The organism is Acidovorax sp. JHL-9 (assembly GCF_000426205.1).
Lineage (GTDB): Bacteria > Pseudomonadota > Gammaproteobacteria > Burkholderiales > Burkholderiaceae_C > Acidovorax > Acidovorax soli.
The window spans coordinates 44933-63906 of the sequence record NZ_AUEX01000014.1 but is presented as its reverse complement, the minus strand read 5'-3'; the positions used below and the strand labels follow the sequence as shown (position 1 = coordinate 63906).

Below are 18974 nucleotides of genomic sequence, written 5' to 3'. Positions count from 1 at the left end.
GCTTCCAGCGCTTATCAGACAATCGCCAGGGGCATTTTTTTACTCAAAAACCCTGATATCCCGCACTTCCGGCGGGAATCACTGGCAATGCCGCTCGATGTAGGCCTTGACCCGTTCCACATCGGCCGGCATGACCTGAACGCGCTTGGGCAATGCCTCGATGCCGGCAAACTTGGCGGGCCGCTCGGGCGCATGGCCCAGGGCCTCCTGTATGGTTTCGGCAAACTTGATGGGCAGGGCCGTCTCCAGCACGATCATCGGCACCGCCGGGTCGCCCCGGTGCTCGCGTGCCACCTTCACGCCATCGGCGGTGTGGGTATCGATGGTCATGCCAAAGCGGTGGTAGGTGTCCTTGATCGTGGCCAGGCGGTCGGCGTGCGTGCTCTTGCCGCTTTCAAAGCCGTATTTGGTGGCGGCATCGGCAAACAGCGGGTCGGCGCTCAGATCGAACCGGCCATAGGTCTGCAAGGCAGCGCTGAACAAGGCCTTGGTGCGCTGGCCGTTGCGCCCCAGCAGGTCAAAAATGAAACGCTCGAAGTTGCTGGCCTTGCTGATGTCCATCGAGGGGCTCGATGTTTCGTGCGTGTCGGCACTGCCACGCACACGGTACACGCCGGTGCGAAAGAACTCGTCGAGCACGTCATTCTCGTTGGTGGCCACCACCAGCCTGGCAATCGGCAGGCCCATCATGCGCGCCACGTGGCCGGCGCAGATGTTGCCAAAGTTGCCCGAAGGCACCGTGAAGCTGACCTTCTGGCCATTGGTCTCGGTGGCCTGGATGTAGCCGGCGAAGTAGTACACCACCTGCGCCAGCAGGCGCGCCCAATTGATGGAGTTGACGGTGCCGATCTTGAACTGGCGCTTGAAGGCGTGGTCATTGCTGACCGCCTTGACGATGTCCTGGCAGTCGTCGAACACGCCTTCGATGGCGATGTTGTGGATGTTCTCGTCCTGCAGGCTGAACATCTGCGCCTGCTGGAACGCGCTCATGCGGCCGTGCGGACTGGTCATGAAGACGCGCACACCCTCTTTGCCGCGCATGGCATATTCGGCCGCGCTGCCGGTGTCGCCGCTGGTGGCGCCCAGGATGTTGAGCTCTTCGCCACGGCGCTTGAGTTCATATTCGAACAGGTTGCCCAGCAGCTGCATGGCCATGTCCTTGAAGGCCAGCGTGGGGCCATTGGACAGGGCTTCGAGCCACAGGCCGTCTTCGAGGTGGCGCAGGGGCACGATCTCGCCCGTGCCGAAGACTTCGGCGGTGTAAGTCTTGGCGCACAGGGCTTTCAGGTCGGCGGCGGGAATGTCGTCGATGTACAGCGACAGGATCTGGAACGCCAGCTCGGCGTAGCCTTGGCTTTGGTACGCCTTGCGCAGGCGCGTGAGGGCGGCATCGTCGATCTGCGGGTAGTGCTCGGGCAGGTACAGCCCGCCATCGGGCGCCAGGCCTTCAAGCAGGATGTCGCAGAAATGCTTGCGGTCGGGATGGCCGCGCGTGGACAGGTACAGCATGGCAATCTCGCTCTTAATTCAGCTCTTCCTTGCGGATGCGCGTGATGGGGGCCAGCACCGTGGGGAGCTGCTGCATCTGGGCGATGGCATCGTTCATGGTGCCTTCGCGAGTGTCGTGCGTGAGGATGATGAGATCGGTCTGCGTGGAACCCTCGCCGCCCACCTCATCAGCCTCGCGCTGCAGCACGGCGTCGATGCTGATGCCGGCACCGGCCAGGATGCCGGTGACCTTGGCCAGCACGCCGGCCTGGTCGGCCACGCGCAGGCGCAGGTAGTAGCTGGTAACCACTTCGCTCATGGGCAGCACGGGCAGCTCGCTCATGGCCTGGTCGAGGGTGTGGGGCTGGAAAGCCAGGTGCGGCACGCGGTTGAGCGGGTCCACCGTGTGCAGGCGGGTGATGTCCACCAGGTCGGCAATCACGGCGCTGGCCGTGGGCTCGGAGCCCGCGCCCTTGCCGTAGTACAGCGTGGCGCCCACGGCGTCGCCCTGCACCACCACGGCGTTCATGGCGCCTTCCACGTTGGCGATCAGGCGCTTGGAGGGCACCAGGCTGGGGTGCACGCGCAGCTCCACCCCCTTGTCCACGCGCTTGGTGATGCCCAGCAGCTTGATGCGGTAGCCCAGCTGCTCGGCGTATTTGATGTCGGTGGCGCTGAGCTGGGTGATGCCTTCGACATAGGCCTTGTCGAACTGCACCGGGATGCCAAAGGCAATGGCACTCATGATGGTGGCCTTGTGCGCGGCGTCCACGCCTTCGATGTCGAAGGTGGGGTCGGCCTCGGCGTAGCCCAGGCGCTGCGCTTCTTTCAGCACCACGGCAAAGTCCAGGCCCTTGTCGCGCATCTCCGACAGGATGAAGTTGGTGGTGCCATTGATGATGCCGGCCAGCCACTGGATGCGGTTGGCCGTGAGCCCCTCGCGCAGCGCCTTGATGATGGGGATGCCCCCGGCCACGGCGGCCTCGAACGCCACCATCACGCCCTTGGCCGATGCGGCGGCGAAGATCTCGGTGCCATGCACGGCCAGCAGCGCCTTGTTGGCGGTGACCACATGCTTGCCGGCGGCAATCGCTTCGAGCACCAGCGCCTTGGCCACACCGTAGCCACCGATCAGCTCGATGACGATGTCGATGTCGGGATTGGCGATGACGGCGCGCGCGTCGCTCACCACCTGCACGCCCTCGCCCACCACTTTTTGGGCGCGCTCCACGTCGAGGTCGGCCACCATGGCGATCTCGATGCCCCGGCCGGCGCGGCGGCGGATTTCTTCCTGGTTGCGGTGCAGCACGTTGAAGACGCCGCTGCCGACGGTGCCAATGCCCAGCAGGCCTACTTGGATCGGTTTCATGGAAAATTTACCAGTCAAAATGATTGCAGCGCTTTACCTGTCAGCGCAAGCAGCTATCAAAAAAGAGTCTCAGTTGGTGCCAGACCGCTTGCGGTACTGCTCCAGGAAGCGCGCCACGCGGCCAATGGCCTCGCGCAGGTCGTCCTCGTGCGGCAGGAACACGATGCGGAAATGGTCGGGCCAGGCCCAGTTGAAGCCCGTGCCCTGCACCAGCATGACCTTGGTTTCCTGCAGCAATTCCAGGAAGAACTGCTGGTCGTCCTTGATCGGGTAAATCTCCGGATCAAGGCGCGGAAACATGTACAGCGCGGCCTGCGGCTTCACGCATGTCACGCCCGGAATGGCGGTGATGAGCTGGTAGGCCAGGTCGCGCTGCTTGCGCAGGCGCCCGCCCTCGCCCACCAGCTCGTTGATGCTCTGGTAGCCGCCCAACGCTGTCTGCACGGCCCACTGGCCGGGCACGTTGGCGCACAGGCGCATGTTCGAGAGCATGTTCAGGCCCTCGATGTAATCGCGGGCAGGCTTCTTGTCGCCCGAAACCACCAGCCAGCCTGCGCGGTAACCGCACGAGCGATAACTTTTGGACAGCGAGTTGAAGGTGAGCGTGAGCACGTCTTCGCTCAGCGAGCCAATGGCCGTGTGCTTGGCGCCGTCGTACAGCACCTTGTCGTACACCTCGTCGGCAAAGATCACCAGGCCATGCTCGCGGGCAATGGCCACAATGCCCTTGAGCAACGCGTCGGAGTACAGCGCGCCCGTGGGGTTGTTGGGGTTGATGACGACGATGCCCTTGGTACGGGGCGTGACCTTGGCGCGGATGTCATCGAGGTTGGGCATCCAGCCATTGGCCTCATCGCACAGGTAATGCACGGGCGTGCCGCCCGACAGGCTGGCCGCCGCCGTCCACAGCGGGTAGTCGGGCGAGGGCAGCAGCAATTCGTCGCCGGTGTCGAGCAGCGCATTGGTGGCCATGACGATAAGTTCGCTGGCGCCATTGCCCAGGTAGATATCGTCCAGCGTAACGCCCTTGATGCCCTGCTTCTGTGTCTCGTGCATCACGGCCTTGCGCGCCGCAAAGATGCCCTTGCTGTCCGAGTAACCCGCAGAATTGGGCAGGTTGCGGATCATGTCCTGCTGGATTTCCTCGGGGGCATCGAAACCGAACACGGCCAGGTTGCCGATGTTGAGCTTGATGATCTTGTGGCCGTCCTCCTCCATCTGCCGGGCCGCGTCCATGATGGGGCCCCGGATGTCGTAGCAGACGTTGGCGAGCTTGGCGGATTTGTGGACGGTTTTCATGGGCTGACGTTGGAATGCGATGTTGCCAGAGACCTGACAGCGCCCCGGGCGCTTTGGCGAAACCTATAATTTGACCACAGATCGCCGGCGCCCCCGAGGCCACAGCGCCCCCCCCCCCCGCCAAGCCCCAACCCACGGCCCGCGCCCACCCACCCCGTCCTTGCATGAAATTCCAGCCCGAACCTTCCACCGCGCAAACCATCCGGGCCTACGGCCCCGGCTGGATCGGTGTGGATACGGAAAAGATCACCACCAGCATCATCCTGGGTTCGGGCGGCCTGCGCCTGGCTTGGCCATGCACCCGCTTTGAAGACCTGACACCCGAGCATTTCGCCCAGCTGGCCACCCTGGAAGCGGAACTGATCGTCTTTGGCAGCGGCGCACGCAACCGCTTTCCGCCACCCGCCTGGCTGCAGCCGCTGATGGCCCGGCGACTGGGCCTTGAAACCATGGACACCCCCGCTGCCTGCCGCACCTACAACATTCTTGCCAGCGAAGGCCGCAACGTGGTGGCGGCGCTCATTCTGGAAGCGCCAGGGTCTTAGGGGGCGGGGTGGCAGCTTGGTTCTCAGGCGTTTTCAGGGTAAAATCCTAGGTTGCGGTCGGGGGCACCACCAAAAGCAATAACACCCCAGCTCCCCCGGCTTTTCAACGACTACATCCTGAGAGATTGAAGTGCCATGGCGATCGTTGTCAACAAACCCCTCCCTGAATTTGAAGCCAACGCGACTGGTGGAATCAAGGTGTCCAATACCTCCCACCTCGGCCAGATTGTGATTCTGTACTTCTACCCCAAGGACAACACCCCTGGATGCACCACGGAAGCCATGCAGTTCCGTGACCGGTACAAGGACTTCGTCAAGGCGGGTGCAGCCGTTTTCGGCGTATCGCGCGACAACATGAAGTCGCACGACGAGTTCAAGGAAAAGCTGGAACTGCCGTTTGAGCTGATCGCCGACACCGAAGAAAAGATGTGCCACATGTTCGGTGTGGTCAAGAACAAGATCATGTACGGCAAGAAGGTCAAGGGCATCGAGCGCAGCACCTTCCTGATCGGACCCGATGGCATTTTGCACAACGAATGGCGCGGCCTGAAGGTGCCGGGCCACGTGGACGAAGTGCTCAAGGCCGTCAAGACCATCAAGGCCCTGAAAAAGGCCGCCTGAAATCCACCGTTGCAAGCCCCCCCCGGCACGGATTGCGGACGCCTTCCGCAATCCGACATGGTGAATGGGCATAATGGTTCGATGCTCCTGAAATCAGCAACGCTTTTTTCTCCCTCCAAAGCCGCCTTGGTCTCCAGGCGGCTTTTTGCTTTCTGAACACCCCACTGCCCGAGACCCCGCCACCATGCCCCTGCCCCCCGCCCCCAACCGGCGCGCCGCCCTCCTCGCACCTGAAGCCTACAAAGCAAGCGCGCGCGCCCGCCCCGTCGAAAATCTGCTTCCCGACGCAGAGACAACGGCCGTCCCCGCCAGCCGGGGTGGACGCAAGAGCGCACGCAACGATGCGGCCACCCTCGAAGCGGGCGCGGCCCCTGCCCTGATCCAGGTCGAGACCCGGTCGCGCACGCCAGAACCCGCCCGCACGCCCGCCACGGCCCCCGCAGCGCGCAGCCCTGCCAGTGCACGCGGCCCGCGCAGCCCCGGCAGCAAGACCACCGCCAGCGCGCCCGCAGCAACCGGTGCGTCCCGCAGCAAAAAGGCGCAACCGCAGGGCCCTGCCAAGCTGTTCGTGCTGGACACCAATGTGCTGCTGCACGATCCGACCAGCCTGTTCCGCTTTGAGGAACACGACATCTTCCTGCCCATGATCGTGCTGGAAGAGCTGGATGGCCACAAGAAGGGCATGACCGAAGTGGCCCGCAACGGCCGCCAGACCAGCCGCACCCTGGATGCCCTGGCGGGCGTGCAAGGCGCCGACATTGCGCATGGCCTCAAGCTCGACTCCACAGGCCAGCGCGCTGCGGGCGGCCACCTGTTCTTCCAGACGGCCCCGCTCGATTACAGCCTGCCCACCAGCCTGCCGCAAGGCAAGGCCGACAACCAGATCCTCGGCGTGGTGGAAGCGCTGCGCAAGCTGCACGCCCCGCGCGAAGTGGTGCTGGTATCCAAGGACATCAACATGCGCGTCAAGGCGCGCGCCCTGGGCCTGAACGCCGAGGACTACCAGAACGACAAAACGCTGGAAGACGGCGACCTGCTCTACTCTGGCGTACTGGCCCTGCCCCCCGACTTCTGGGCCAAGAGCGGCAAGAACGTGGAAAGCTGGCAAAGCGGCGCGAACACCTATTACCGCATCGGCGGCCCCATCGTGCCGCAGCTGATGATCAACCAGTTTGTGTACTTCGAGGCTCCGGGCGAGCCCAGCATGTTTGCCCGGGTCAGCGAGATCCGCGAGAAAACCGCGGTGCTGCAGACGCTCAAGGACTATGGCTCGGCCAAGCATGCGGTATGGGGCGTGACCACGCGCAACCGCGAGCAGAACTACGCCATGAATCTGCTCATGGACCCCGAGGTCGACTTCGTCACACTGACCGGCACGGCCGGCACCGGCAAGACCCTGCTGGCCCTGGCCGCGGGCCTCACCCAGGTGCTGGACGACCGCCGCTACACCGAAATCATCATGACCCGCGCCACCGTCAGCGTGGGCGAGGACATCGGCTTTCTGCCCGGCACCGAAGAGGAAAAGATGGGCCCCTGGATGGGCGCGCTCGACGACAACCTCGAATTCCTGGCCAAGGGCGATGGCGGCAACGCGGGAGAGTGGGGCCGCGCCGCCACCAACGAGCTCATCCGCAGCCGCATCAAGATCAAGAGCATGAACTTCATGCGCGGGCGCACCTTCCTGAACAAGTACGTGATCATCGACGAGGCGCAGAACCTGACGCCCAAGCAGATGAAGACGCTGATCACCCGCGCCGGCCCCGGCACCAAGATCATCTGCATGGGCAACCTGGCGCAGATCGACACGCCCTACCTCACCGAAGGCTCGTCGGGTCTGACCTACGCCGTGGACCGCTTCAAGGGCTGGCCGCACAGCGGCCACATCACGCTGGCGCGCGGCGAGCGCTCGCGCCTGGCAGACTTTGCCAGCGAGGTGCTGTAGCCATGGCGGTGGGCTGGGTTGCCGCCCTCAAGCTGGTTCCCTGGGGCGATGTCCTGGAGGCGACGCCCCAGATCCTGCAGGCAGCCAAGAAGCTGCTGGGCACCACGCGCCAAGGTACTGCGGATGCCGCTGCAGGCAAACTGGCGGATGCGGACGGCGCAGCCGCTCCCCCGGTCGCCCTGCAACTGCAGCAGTTGCGCGAGCGCGTGGCGCGGCTCGAACTGGAGCAGCAGGAATCAGCCCTGTTGATCCAGTCCCTGGCCGAACAGCATGCCCAGGTAGTGCAGGCGGTCGAGGCACTGCGCCTGCGCAACCGGCGCCTCACGGCAGCCGTCGCCATACTGGGGGCGTTGTGCGTGGGCCTGCTGGTGTGGGCTCTGCGGCCATAGCATCGCTCGCAACACCCAACCGCTTCTACTTTGATAGCCGCTAGCGCTTATGCATAAGCGCTAGCGGCTATTTTCATTAGAAATCGTCGCCCGACCCCATCGCCAGGCTTTCGAAGCGCGTCTGCGACTTCTGGAAGAACAGCTTCACGGTGCCGGTGGGGCCATTGCGCTGCTTGCCGATGATGACCTCGGCCACATTCGGCTCCTTGCTGTCCTTGTTGTAGTAGTCGTCGCGGTAGATGAACATGATGATGTCGGCATCCTGCTCGATGGCGCCCGACTCGCGCAAATCGCTCATCATGGGGCGCTTGTCGGTGCGCTGCTCCACCGAGCGGTTGAGCTGCGACAACGCGATCACCGGGCACTGCAGCTCCTTGGCCAGCATCTTCAGGCCGCGCGAGATTTCACCCAGCTCGGTGGCCCGGTTCTCGCCCTGCGAGCCGCTGGAGCCGCTCATCAGCTGCAGATAGTCCACCACGATCAGGCCCAGCTTGCCGCACTGGCGCGCCAGGCGCCGCGCATTGGCGCGCAACTCCGACGGCGTCAGGCCCGGTGTTTCATCGATGTGCAGCGACACGGTGCGCAGTTTTTCGATGGCCTCGGTCAGGCGCGGCCATTCCTCATCCGAGAGCTTGCCGGTGCGCAGGTTGCCCTGGTTGATGCGGCCAATCGAGCCCACGATACGCACGGCCAGCTGCGCGGCGCCCATTTCCATCGAGAAAATGGCCACGGGCAGGCCTTCGTTCAGCGCCACATGCTCGGCAATGTTCACGGCAAACGCCGTCTTGCCCATGGACGGGCGCGCCGCCAGCACCACCATGTCGCCGGCCTGCAGGCCCGAGGTCATGCGGTCGAGGTCGATGAACCCGGTGGGCACACCGGTGATGTCGTTCGGGTTGTCGGCCATCTCCTGCACCCGGTCGAGCAGGTCCACCACCAGCGTGTCCATGGCCTGAAAGCCCTGCTTCATCCGCGAGCCTTCCTCGCCGATGTTGAAGATCTTCTGCTCGGCCTCGTCCAGGATCTTGTCGACCGGACGCCCCTGGGGGTTGAACGCATTGGTGGCGATCTCGTCGCTGGCCGTGACCAGCTTGCGCAGAATGGCGCGCTCGCGCACGATCTCGGCGTAGCGCCGGATGTTGCTCGCGCTCGGCACATACTGCGCCAGATTGTTCAGGTACCCCAGGCCACCGATTTCCTCGGCCTTGCCCAGCCCCTGGAGCTGCTCGTACACCGTGATCACGTCGGCGGGCTTGCTGCCATTGATCAGGCCGCCGATGGCGGCGTAGATCAGCTTGTGCTCGTAGCGATAAAAGTCGCCATCCTTGAGCAGGTCGCCCACGCGGTCCCAGGCGTTGTTGTCCAGCAGCAGCCCGCCGAGCACGCTCGATTCCGCCTCGATCGAGTGCGGGGGCACGCGCAACTGGGCAATTTCGCGATCCGGCAGGGACGGCGCAAAACCGTGGTCTTCGAGCGGGGGAAAAACAGCGGACATGGGGCTCCTTGGGACAGGCGTTCAATGCTAGCGCAGAGCAGCCTGGCGGGATGGGGACAAGCCTGTGGATAACCAGGTGGCAGACTGTGGATGGCCCTGTATGGGCGTACCGCACCAAAAACAAAAGCCGCCCGAGGGCGGCTTTTGCACAACGTCACGAAATGACGATGGGGCGACGATCAGGCGGTTTCGCCGTAGACCGACACGTTGACTTCCACCACCACATCGGTGTGCAGAGCCACGCTGACAGCCGTTTCGCTGACAACCTTGATAGGGCCATTGGGCAGGCGAACCTGGGCCTTCACCACCTTGTAGCCTTGCTTGTTCAGCTCTTCGGCGATGTCGTGGTTGGTCACGGAACCGAACAGACGGCCGTCCACACCCGCCTTTTGCGTCAGCTTGACGGTGGTACCGGCCAGCTTTTCGCCTTCAGCCTGGGCTTGTGCCAGCTTGGCAGCGGCTGCCTTTTCGAGTTCGGCGCGCTTGGCTTCGAATTCAGCCTTGTTGGCTTCGGTGGCGCGGCGTGCACGGCCCGAAGGGATCAGGAAATTGCGGGCATAGCCGTCTTTCACCTTGACGATTTCGCCGAGGTTGCCGAGGTTCACAACCTTGTCGAGCAGAATGATTTGCATGGGTTGTGCTCCTTAGATCTTGTGCTGGTCGCTGTAAGGCACCAGGGCCAGGAAGCGGGCGCGCTTGATGGCGGTGTTCAGCTGGCGCTGGAAAATGGCGCGCGTGCCGGTCAGGCGTGCGGGAATGATCTTGCCGTTTTCGGCGATGAAATCGCGCAGCGTGTCGACATCCTTGTAGTCGATTTCTTCAACACCGGTCACCGTGAAGCGGCAAAAGCGCTTGCGCTTGAACAGCAGGGACTGGGTGTTGCGCTTTGGGCGCTTGTCTTTGTTGAACTTCTTGAACGTGGCCATTGCGGACCCCTTGAAAATTAATCTTGTTGAATATCCTGGATGTGGAGCACTGCGTTCTTGCCGTTGCGCGGCGTGGCCAGAAATCCACTGAAAGTCCAGAGACTTCCGATGTTCTGCCGGGCCAACCGTTCAGCCATTGCACCAAAGGCAACGGCCTTCATGGCAGCCTTGACGTCCCGGGGCTGGCCTGCTTCGGTTTGCTGGGACCCGTGTTCGAGTCGCAGGGCGATGGCAGGCAATCCAGCGGGGGTGTAGCGCAGGGCCTCGGCCTCAGCGATACACGCAGTCAAGACAACGCGGTTTTCCACTCCCGTGAGGGCTGGAAGATCAGCGGTCGTTGGCCGCTGCGTACTCGGCCTGGCTGACCTTGCGGGCTTCTTCGCGCTCGACGGTCTTCATCATCGAAGACGGGCCGGTCTCGGCCTTCTTCTTCTGAACCGTCAGGTGGCGCAGCACGGCGTCGTTGAACTTGAAGGCGTGCTCCAGTTCAGCCATCACGGCCTGGTCGGCTTCGATGTTCACGCACAGGTAGTGGGCCTTGGCCAGCTTGTTGATCAGGTACGCCAGTTGACGGCGGCCCCAGTCTTCCACGCGGTGCACCTTGCCACCGCCAGCGGTGATCATGCCCTTGTAGCGCTCCAGCATGGCTGGAACTTGTTCGCTTTGATCCGGATGGATCAACAAAATGATTTCGTAATGACGCATGCATACTCCTTTTGGGTAAGACCACCCACTGCGTCTCGAAGTGGTGTGGCAAGGCAAAGCCGGCAATTATAACCATCATGTTTGCGCTTGTACACTCCTGGCCTGATCCATGCGTTCCGTGGGTGTCAGCGGACATGGACAAAGCGCTCTGACGCTGCCGCAGGCCTTGAAATACGGGCCACCCGCCCCATCCTTGTCGCGTATCCGTACGTTTCATAAAAATTCCGACATGCCAGATAACAGCCAGTCCTCCACCCTCTCCAGCCATCCCGCCCCCGAAGAAGCCGAGGCCGCCATGGCCGCCAACGCTTCTGATGAAATGGCCCGCCTGCAGGGCGAGCTGGCCGAATTCAAGGCCAAGAGCGCCGATCTGGCCGACCAGTTCCTGCGCGCCAAGGCCGAGGCAGAGAACGCCCGCCGCCGCGCGGAAGACGAAGTCGCCAAGGCCCGCAAGTTCGGTATCGAGAGCTTTGCCGAAAGCCTGCTGCCCGTCTGCGACAGCCTGGACGCCGCCCTGGCCATCCAGAACGCCACGGTCCAGCAACTGCGCGAAGGCTCCGACGCCACGCTGCGCCAGCTGCAGGCCGCCCTGGAACGCAACAAGGTACTGGCCATCAACCCGGCCGCCGGCGACAAGTTCGATCCGCACCAGCACCAGGCCATCAGCGTGGTGCCGGCCGAGCAGGAGGCGAACACCGTGGTGGCCGTGCTGCAAAAAGGCTATGTGATCGCCGAGCGCGTGCTGCGCCCCGCCCTGGTGACCGTGGCCGCCGCCAAATAATTTCACGGAACCAGCTTGAAGCCCTTCAAGTTATCCACAAGTTACTAGCTATCCAACCATTCCAACATTGCGGAGAAGAACATGGGAAAAATCATCGGTATCGACCTGGGCACCACCAACAGCTGCGTGTCCGTCATGGAAGGCAACACCACGCGCGTGATCGAGAACTCGGAAGGTGCCCGCACCACGCCGTCGATCGTTGCGTACCAGGAAGATGGTGAAGTGCTGGTGGGCGCCTCGGCCAAGCGCCAGGCCGTGACCAACCCCAAGAACACGCTGTACGCCATCAAGCGCCTGATCGGCCGCAAGTTCACCGAGAAGGAAGTGCAAAAGGACATCGACCTGATGCCCTACAAGATCACGGCCGCCGACAACGGCGACGCCTGGGTGGAAGTGCGCGGCAACAAGATCTCGGCCCAGCAGGTCAGCGCCGATATTCTGCGCAAGATGAAGAAGACCGCCGAAGACTATCTGGGTGAGCCCGTCACCGAAGCCGTGATCACCGTACCCGCCTACTTCAACGACGCCCAGCGCCAGGCCACCAAGGACGCCGGCCGCATCGCCGGCCTGGAAGTCAAGCGCATCATCAACGAGCCCACCGCTGCAGCCCTGGCCTTCGGTCTGGACAAGCAGGAAAAGGGCGACCGCAAGATCGCCGTGTACGACCTCGGTGGCGGCACGTTCGACGTGTCCATCATCGAAATCGCTGACGTCGATGGCGAAAAGCAGTTCGAAGTGCTGTCAACCAACGGCGACACCTTCCTGGGTGGCGAAGACTTCGACCAGCGCATCATCGACTACATCATTGCCGAGTTCAAGAAAGAGCAAGGCGTGGACCTGTCCAAGGACGTGCTGGCCCTGCAGCGCCTGAAGGAAGCCGCCGAAAAGGCCAAGATCGAGCTGTCCAACAGCGCGCAGACCGACATCAACCTGCCCTACATCACGGCCGATGCCTCGGGCCCCAAGCACCTGAACATCAAGCTCACGCGTGCCAAGCTCGAAGCCCTGGTGGAAGAGCTGATCGAGCGCACCATCGCCCCCTGCCGCACCGCCATGAAGGACGCCGGCATCAGCGTGTCCGACATCAACGACGTGATCCTGGTCGGCGGCATGACGCGCATGCCCAAGGTGCAGGAGAAGGTCAAGGAATACTTCGGCAAGGAACCCCGCAAGGACGTGAACCCTGACGAAGCCGTGGCCGTGGGCGCGGCCATCCAGGGCCAGGTGCTGTCGGGCGACCGCAAGGACGTGCTGCTGCTGGACGTGACGCCATTGAGCCTGGGCATCGAGACTCTGGGCGGCGTGATGACCAAGATGATCACGAAGAACACGACCATCCCCACCAAGTTCGCTCAGACCTTCTCCACCGCCGACGACAACCAGCCGGCCGTGACCATCAAGGTCTACCAGGGCGAGCGCGAGATGGCCAGCGGCAACAAGCTGCTGGGCGAGTTCAACCTGGAAGGCATTCCACCTGCATCGCGCGGCACGCCGCAGATCGAGGTGTCGTTCGACATCGACGCCAACGGCATCCTGCACGTGGGCGCCAAGGACAAGGGCACAGGCAAGGAAAACAAGATCACCATCAAGGCGAACTCCGGCCTGTCCGAGGACGAGATCCAAAAGATGGTCAAGGACGCCGAGCTGAACGCCGCCGACGACAAGAAGAAGCTCGAACTGATCCAGGCCCGCAACCAGGGCGAGGCTGCCGTGCACAGCGTGAACAAGAGCCTGGCCGAGCATGGCGACAAGCTCGACGCCGGCGAAAAGGATGCGATCACCGCTGCGGTCAAGGCACTGGAAGAAGCGCTCAAGGGCGAGGACAAGGACGCCATCGACGCCAAGACCACGGCGCTGATGGCTGCCAGCCAGAAGCTGGGCGAGAAGATGTACGCCGAGACCCAGGCTGCGCAGGCCGCCCAGGCAGCCGGTGGCGCGGACGCGGCAGGCGCATCGGCGTCGTCGGGCAAGGCCGCGGACGACGACAACGTGGTCGACGCCGAAGTGAAGGAAGTCAAGAAGGGCTAAAGCAGCCCTTGCTGACCCGAGCCGCCGCGCCGGCCCCTTTCCAGGGTGCCTGCGCGGCGTTCCTCTTCCAACCAGGCTGATTCATCCATGTCCAAAAGAGACTATTACGAGGTCCTCGGCGTTCCCAAGAACGCCTCCGAGGACGAAATCAAGAAGGCCTATCGCAAGCTGGCGATGAAGCACCACCCTGACCGCAACCAGGGGGATAGCGCCAAGGGCGCCGAGGAGAAATTCAAGGAGGCCAAAGAGGCCTACGAGATGCTTTCCGATGCCCAGAAGCGCGCGGCCTACGACCAGTACGGCCACGCTGGCGTGGACCCGAACATGCGCGGCCCCGGTGGCCCCGGTGCGGAAGGGTTTGGCGGCTTCGCCGAGGCCTTCGGCGACATCTTCGGTGACATGTTCGGCCAGCAGGGCGGACGCGGGCGTGGTGCGGGCGGCCGTCAGGTGTACCGCGGCAGCGACCTCAGCTACGCCATGGAAATCACCCTCGAAGAAGCCGCGCGCGGCAAGGATGCACAGATCCGCATTCCATCGTGGGAAAGCTGCGACACCTGCCACGGCAGCGGCGCCAAGCCCGGCACCAGCGCCAAGACCTGCACCACCTGCAGCGGAAGCGGCACAGTGCAGATGCGCCAGGGTTTCTTCAGCGTGCAGCAGACCTGCCCGCACTGCCGCGGCACGGGCAAGATCATTCCCGAGCCCTGCACGTCCTGCCACGGCCAGGGCCAGCTCAAGAAGCAAAAGACGCTGGAAGTGAAGATTCCGGCCGGCATCGACGACGGCATGCGCATCCGCAGCACCGGCAACGGCGAGCCGGGCACCAACGGCGGCCCGCCGGGTGATCTGTACATCGAGATCCGCCTGAAGAAGCACGACATCTTCGAGCGCGATGGCGACGACCTGCACTGCCAGGTGCCGGTGAGCTTCATCACCGCGGCACTCGGTGGCGAGATCGAGGTGCCCACGCTCGCCGGCAAGGCCGCCATCGACATCCCCGAAGGCACGCAGGCCGGCAAGCAGTTCCGACTGCGCGGCAAGGGCATCAAGGGCGTGCGCGCCAGCTACCCCGGCGACCTGTATTGCCACATCACGGTGGAAACACCCGTCAAGCTGACCGAGCACCAGCGCAAGCTGCTGCGCGAGCTGGATGAATCGCTGAAGAAGGGTGGCGGCCGCCACTCGCCCAGCGGCGAGAGCTGGACCGACCGGCTGAAGAACTTCTTCAGCTGAACGCGTGGCGCCGCATCGGGCGCCGGCCATGGCACACCAGGCTGCCCCGCACCGCGCGGGGCAGCCTTTTTTCTTGCGCCCGCGTTCCTGCCGCGCGTCCTCCCGCAATCTTTGCCAGCGCAGCTTGATCTGAATCACCTTTCGACCCGCTCCACCCCGAGAAGTCAGCCAGCACAGGCCGCTACGATGGCAGCCATCGGCATGCATGGAGGATCGCAATGGAAGTCAACATCACCTTTCTGGGCGGCGCGGGCACCGTCACCGGCTCCAAATACCTGGTGCGCCACAACGGCCACAGCATGCTGGTCGATTGCGGCCTGTTCCAGGGCTACAAGCAGCTGCGCCTGCGCAACTGGCAGCCCCTGCCCCTCACGCCCCACCAGATCGATGCCGTGGTGCTGACCCACGCGCACCTGGACCACAGCGGCTACCTGCCCCTGCTGGCACGCGATGGCTATACCAAGGCCATCCACTGCACGCCCGGCACGCGCGACCTGTGCGCCATCCTGCTGCCCGACAGCGGGCACCTGCAGGAAGAAGACGCCGCCTTCCTGAACCGCCACCAGCTCTCGCAGCACGCACCGGCGCTGCCGCTGTACACCCGGCTGGATGCGCAGCACTGCATGAAGCAGTTCCGCCCCCACGCGTTCCACAAGGCCTTCGAGCCCATTCCCGGCTGGCGCGTGACCTTCACGCCGGCCGGACATATCCTGGGCGCGGCCAGCGTGCTGCTGGAAGTGGGCGGGCGACGCATCCTGTTCTCGGGCGATCTGGGCCGGCCCGATGACCTGCTCATGAACCCGCCCGAGGCTCCGCCGCAGGCCGACACCGTGCTGGTCGAAGCCACTTATGGCGACCGCCAGCACCCGCAGGAAGACATCCTGCAAGAGCTGGCCCCCGCCCTGCAACGCCTGGCCCAGCGCGGCGGCGTGGCCGTGGTGCCGGTGTTTGCCGTGGGCCGGGCGCAGGCCGTGCTGCACGCCATCAACCTGCTCAAGAAGCAGGGCAGCATTGCGCGGTCGCTGCCGGTGTTTCTGGACAGCCCCATGGCCGTGAGCACCACCGGGCTGTTCGCGCACCACACGGGCGAGCACCGGCTGACCAGGCACGAGGCCGATGCCCTCGCGCACTGCGCCACCATGGTGCAGACCACCGACGAATCGAAGGCCCTGGCGCGCCGCCACGGGCCCATGGTGATCCTGTCGGCCAGCGGCATGGCCACGGGGGGGCGCGTGCTGCACCACCTGGCCCTGTACGCGGGCGACCACCGCAACATGGTCATCATCACCGGCTACCAGGCGCCGGGCACGCGCGGCGCGCGCATCGCCAGCGGCGAAAAGACCACGCGCATCCACGGGCAGGACATTGATGTGCGCGCCGAGGTGGTGCAGCTCACGTCCGCCTCGGCCCATGCCGACGCCAACCAGACGCTGGCCTGGCTGCGCAGCATGGGGCACGCGCCCGACCGGGTGTTTGTGGTGCACGGCGAGATGGGCGCGGCCGACATGCTGCGCCAGCGCATCGAACATGAGCTGCGCTGGCGCGCCACGGTGCCCGAGCATGGCAGCACGCTCCCTGCCTGAAGGCGCGGGATCGGCCTCCCATCAACAAGAGGAGCTGCCAGCTCCTCTTGTTGATAAATCCGCCTCTTGCACGATGAATGCCATCGCATTCAACGATGGCAACAAACAATAATTGGGCTGAAAATACACAGTCTTCTCGAAACAAGAAGACTACACCCCATCCCATGAAAAGCTCCGAGCGCAGCTTTGCGCGCCGTATCGACCTCACCTCGCTGCAACTGTTTGTGGCGGTGTGCGAACTCGGCAGCATCGGCCGCGCGGCGGAGCGCGAATTCATTGCTGCCTCGGCCGTCAGCAAGCGGCTGTCCGATCTGGAAACCGCCGTCGATACCGCCCTGCTCTATCGCCACAGCCGGGGCGTGACGCTCACGCCCGCCGGCGAGAGCCTGCTGCACCATGCGCGCACCGTGCTGTTTGGCCTGGAGCGCATGCAGGGCGAACTCAGCGAATACGCCGAAGGCGTGCGCGGCCATGTGCGCATGCACGCCAACATTTCGGCCATCGTGCAGTTTCTGCCCGAGGACCTGGGCGCTTTTGCACGCGCCCACAGCCAGGTCAAGATTGACCTGCAGGAACACCTGAGCAGCGATGTGCTGCATGCCGTGCAGGAAGGAGCGGCCGACCTGGGCATTTGCAACACCGGCGGCCCCGCCGCCGCCGATCTGCAAAGCCGCCCTTACCGCACCGACCGTCTGGTGCTGGTTGTGCCTGCAGCGCACGCCCTGTCTGCGCAAGAAGCGATCCATTTTGAAGAAGTGCTGGACTGGGACATTGTCGGCCTGCATGCCAACAGCAGCATCAGCCTGGCCATGCGCGCTGCTGCGGCGGCGGCCGGCCGGCCCCTGCGCCAGCGCATCCAGGTCACCGGGCTCGACGCCATGTGCCGCATGATCGACAACGGCCTGGGCGTGGGCCTGCTCCCCGACCGGGCCTTTGCCCTCATGCAGGGTGTGGGCCGCCTGCAGGCCGTGCCCCTGGCCGACCCCTGGGCACGGCGCGAACTGCGCCTGGTGGCCCGCGATTTCGACGCCCTGCCCGTGACGGCCCGGCTGCTCGTGGAACACCTGGCACCCCCACGCGCGGCACTTTGACGCACCCCTAAAATCCAACCACCCCACCTGAAAGTAGAAAGCCACGCCATGGGACGCACCCTGTACGACAAGATCTGGGACGAGCATGTCGTCCACACCGAAGAGGACGGCACCTCCATCCTCTACATCGACCGCCATCTGGTGCACGAGGTCACCAGCCCCCAGGCCTTTGAAGGCCTGCGCGAGGCCGGCCGCAAGGTCTGGCGCATGAGTTCCATCGTGGGCACGGCCGACCACAACACGCCCACCACCGGCTGGGAGCGCGGCTACGACGGCATTGCCGATCCCATCAGCAAGGAGCAGATCACCACGCTGAACGACAACATGGCGCAGATCACGCCAGCGGCGTTCTTCCCCTTCATGCACAAGCGCCAGGGCATCGTGCACGTGATCGGCCCCGAAAACGGCGCCACCCTGCCCGGCATGACCGTGGTCTGCGGCGACAGCCACACCAGCACCCATGGCGCGTTTGGTGCGCTGGCCCACGGCATCGGCACCTCCGAGGTCGAGCACGTGATGGCGACCCAGACCCTGCTGGCCAAGAAGGCCAAGAACATGCTGGTGCAGGTGGACGGCCAGCTGGCCAAAGGCGTGACCCCCAAGGACGTGGTGCTGGCCATCATCGGCAAGATCGGCACGGCCGGCGGCACGGGCTACACCATCGAATTTGCCGGCTCGGTGTTCCGCGCCATGAGCATGGAAGGCCGCATGACCGTGTGCAACATGGCCATCGAAGGCGGCGCGCGCGCGGGCCTGGTGGCGGTGGACGACAAGACCATCGAATACGTCAAGGGCCGCCCCCTGTCGCCCACGGGCGTGGAGTGGGACCAGGCCGTGGCCTACTGGAAGACGCTGCACTCGGATGCCGACGCGGTGTTCGACACCGTCGTCAAGCTCGACGCCGCCACCATAGTGCCCCAAGTCACCTGGGGCACCTCACCCGAGATGGTGCTGGGCGTGGACGCCCGCGTGCCCGACCCGGACAAGGAAAAGGACGCCAACAAGCGCGGCGCCATCGAGCGCGCTCTCACCTACATGGGCCTGCAACCGGGCAAGGCGATCAACGACATCACCATCGACAAGGTGTTCATCGGCTCGTGCACCAACAGCCGTATCGAAGACATGCGCGAAGCCGCCGCCGTGGTGAAGAACCTGGGCCGCAAGGTCGCCAGCAACGTCAAGCTGGCGATGGTGGTGCCCGGCTCGGGCCTGGTCAAGGAACAGGCCGAGCGCGAAGGCCTGGACAAGATCTTTGTCGCCGCGGGCTTTGAATGGCGCGAGCCCGGCTGCAGCATGTGCCTGGCCATGAACGCCGACCGGCTGGAGCCCGGTGAGCGCTGCGCCAGCACCAGCAACCGCAACTTCGAAGGCCGCCAGGGTGCTGGTGGTCGCACCCACTTGGTGAGCCCCGCCATGGCCGCAGCGGCTGCCGTGCACGGTCATTTTGTGGACATTCGCCAATTCGCCTGAAGGAGACCG

The 18974-nt window shown here is 64.3% G+C and carries 18 protein-coding genes; 10 read left to right on the top strand and 8 right to left on the bottom strand.

Annotated elements, in window-relative coordinates:
* Window positions 1–78: 78 nt before the first annotated feature.
* From thrC to K225_RS0110935, 3 genes are all read right to left on the bottom strand, one after another.
* Window positions 79–1509 (bottom strand): threonine synthase, encoded by a 1431-nt coding sequence (gene thrC / locus K225_RS0110945; RefSeq protein ID WP_026436449.1) that lies wholly within the window; start codon window positions 1507–1509, stop codon window positions 79–81.
* Window positions 1510–1522: 13 nt separating this feature from the next.
* Window positions 1523–2857 (bottom strand): homoserine dehydrogenase, encoded by a 1335-nt coding sequence (locus K225_RS0110940; RefSeq protein ID WP_026436448.1) that lies wholly within the window; start codon window positions 2855–2857, stop codon window positions 1523–1525.
* A gap of 69 nt (window positions 2858–2926) precedes the next feature.
* Window positions 2927–4156, bottom strand: a complete 1230-nt coding sequence (locus tag K225_RS0110935) for a pyridoxal phosphate-dependent aminotransferase (RefSeq protein ID WP_026436447.1) — start codon at window positions 4154–4156, stop codon at window positions 2927–2929.
* Between the two features lie 164 nt (window positions 4157–4320).
* On the opposite strand from K225_RS0110935, the gene K225_RS0110930 reads away from it, so the two are divergent.
* The 4 genes from K225_RS0110930 to K225_RS0110915 all read left to right on the top strand — a co-directional run bounded on the left by K225_RS0110930 (window position 4321) and on the right by K225_RS0110915 (window position 7653).
* Complete coding sequence (locus K225_RS0110930) at window positions 4321–4701, top strand: Mth938-like domain-containing protein (protein WP_026436446.1); 381 nt, start codon at window positions 4321–4323, stop codon at window positions 4699–4701.
* A gap of 135 nt (window positions 4702–4836) precedes the next feature.
* Window positions 4837–5322: a peroxiredoxin gene (locus K225_RS0110925; RefSeq protein WP_026436445.1), complete on the top strand. Its 486-nt coding sequence runs from the start codon at window positions 4837–4839 to the stop codon at window positions 5320–5322.
* 184 nt (window positions 5323–5506) lie between these two features.
* On the top strand, window positions 5507–7264 hold the full coding sequence (locus K225_RS0110920; protein ID WP_026436444.1) for a PhoH family protein: 1758 nt from the start codon (window positions 5507–5509) through the stop codon (window positions 7262–7264).
* 2 nt (window positions 7265–7266) lie between these two features.
* Window positions 7267–7653: a hypothetical protein gene (locus K225_RS0110915; RefSeq protein ID WP_026436443.1), complete on the top strand. Its 387-nt coding sequence runs from the start codon at window positions 7267–7269 to the stop codon at window positions 7651–7653.
* 76 nt (window positions 7654–7729) lie between these two features.
* Here the strand turns inward: K225_RS0110915 and dnaB are convergent, their stop codons facing one another.
* The 5 genes from dnaB to rpsF all read right to left on the bottom strand — a co-directional run bounded on the left by dnaB (window position 7730) and on the right by rpsF (window position 10779).
* A complete protein-coding gene (dnaB, locus tag K225_RS0110910; RefSeq protein WP_026436442.1) occupies window positions 7730–9148 on the bottom strand; it encodes a replicative DNA helicase in 1419 nt (472 codons plus the stop codon).
* A gap of 179 nt (window positions 9149–9327) precedes the next feature.
* Window positions 9328–9780, bottom strand: coding sequence for a 50S ribosomal protein L9 (gene rplI / locus K225_RS0110905; RefSeq protein WP_026436441.1), 453 nt, complete (start codon window positions 9778–9780; stop codon window positions 9328–9330).
* Window positions 9781–9792: 12 nt separating this feature from the next.
* A complete protein-coding gene (rpsR, locus tag K225_RS0110900) occupies window positions 9793–10074 on the bottom strand; it encodes a 30S ribosomal protein S18 (protein WP_005795932.1) in 282 nt (93 codons plus the stop codon).
* Between the two features lie 17 nt (window positions 10075–10091).
* Entirely contained in the window at window positions 10092–10382 is a 291-nt protein-coding gene (gene priB, locus K225_RS20710; protein ID WP_034712451.1) for a primosomal replication protein N, read from the bottom strand.
* 19 nt (window positions 10383–10401) lie between these two features.
* On the bottom strand, window positions 10402–10779 hold the full coding sequence (gene rpsF, locus K225_RS0110890; protein ID WP_026436440.1) for a 30S ribosomal protein S6: 378 nt from the start codon (window positions 10777–10779) through the stop codon (window positions 10402–10404).
* Between the two features lie 229 nt (window positions 10780–11008).
* On the opposite strand from rpsF, the gene grpE reads away from it, so the two are divergent.
* From grpE to leuC, 6 genes are all read left to right on the top strand, one after another.
* A complete protein-coding gene (grpE, locus tag K225_RS0110885) occupies window positions 11009–11560 on the top strand; it encodes a nucleotide exchange factor GrpE (protein WP_026436439.1) in 552 nt (183 codons plus the stop codon).
* 81 nt (window positions 11561–11641) lie between these two features.
* Window positions 11642–13588 carry a molecular chaperone DnaK gene (gene dnaK / locus K225_RS0110880; protein WP_026436438.1) on the top strand — a complete coding sequence of 649 codons (1947 nt, stop codon included), beginning with the start codon at window positions 11642–11644 and terminating at the stop codon, window positions 13586–13588.
* Between the two features lie 87 nt (window positions 13589–13675).
* Complete coding sequence (gene dnaJ / locus K225_RS0110875; protein WP_026436437.1) at window positions 13676–14821, top strand: molecular chaperone DnaJ; 1146 nt, start codon at window positions 13676–13678, stop codon at window positions 14819–14821.
* A 218-nt stretch (window positions 14822–15039) separates the two neighbouring features.
* Window positions 15040–16404 (top strand): MBL fold metallo-hydrolase, encoded by a 1365-nt coding sequence (locus K225_RS0110870; protein WP_026436436.1) that lies wholly within the window; start codon window positions 15040–15042, stop codon window positions 16402–16404.
* 164 nt (window positions 16405–16568) lie between these two features.
* On the top strand, window positions 16569–17495 hold the full coding sequence (locus K225_RS0110865) for a LysR family transcriptional regulator (protein ID WP_026436435.1): 927 nt from the start codon (window positions 16569–16571) through the stop codon (window positions 17493–17495).
* A gap of 48 nt (window positions 17496–17543) precedes the next feature.
* Window positions 17544–18965, top strand: coding sequence for a 3-isopropylmalate dehydratase large subunit (gene leuC / locus K225_RS0110860; RefSeq protein ID WP_026436434.1), 1422 nt, complete (start codon window positions 17544–17546; stop codon window positions 18963–18965).
* The last annotated feature ends 9 nt before the right edge of the window (window positions 18966–18974 follow it).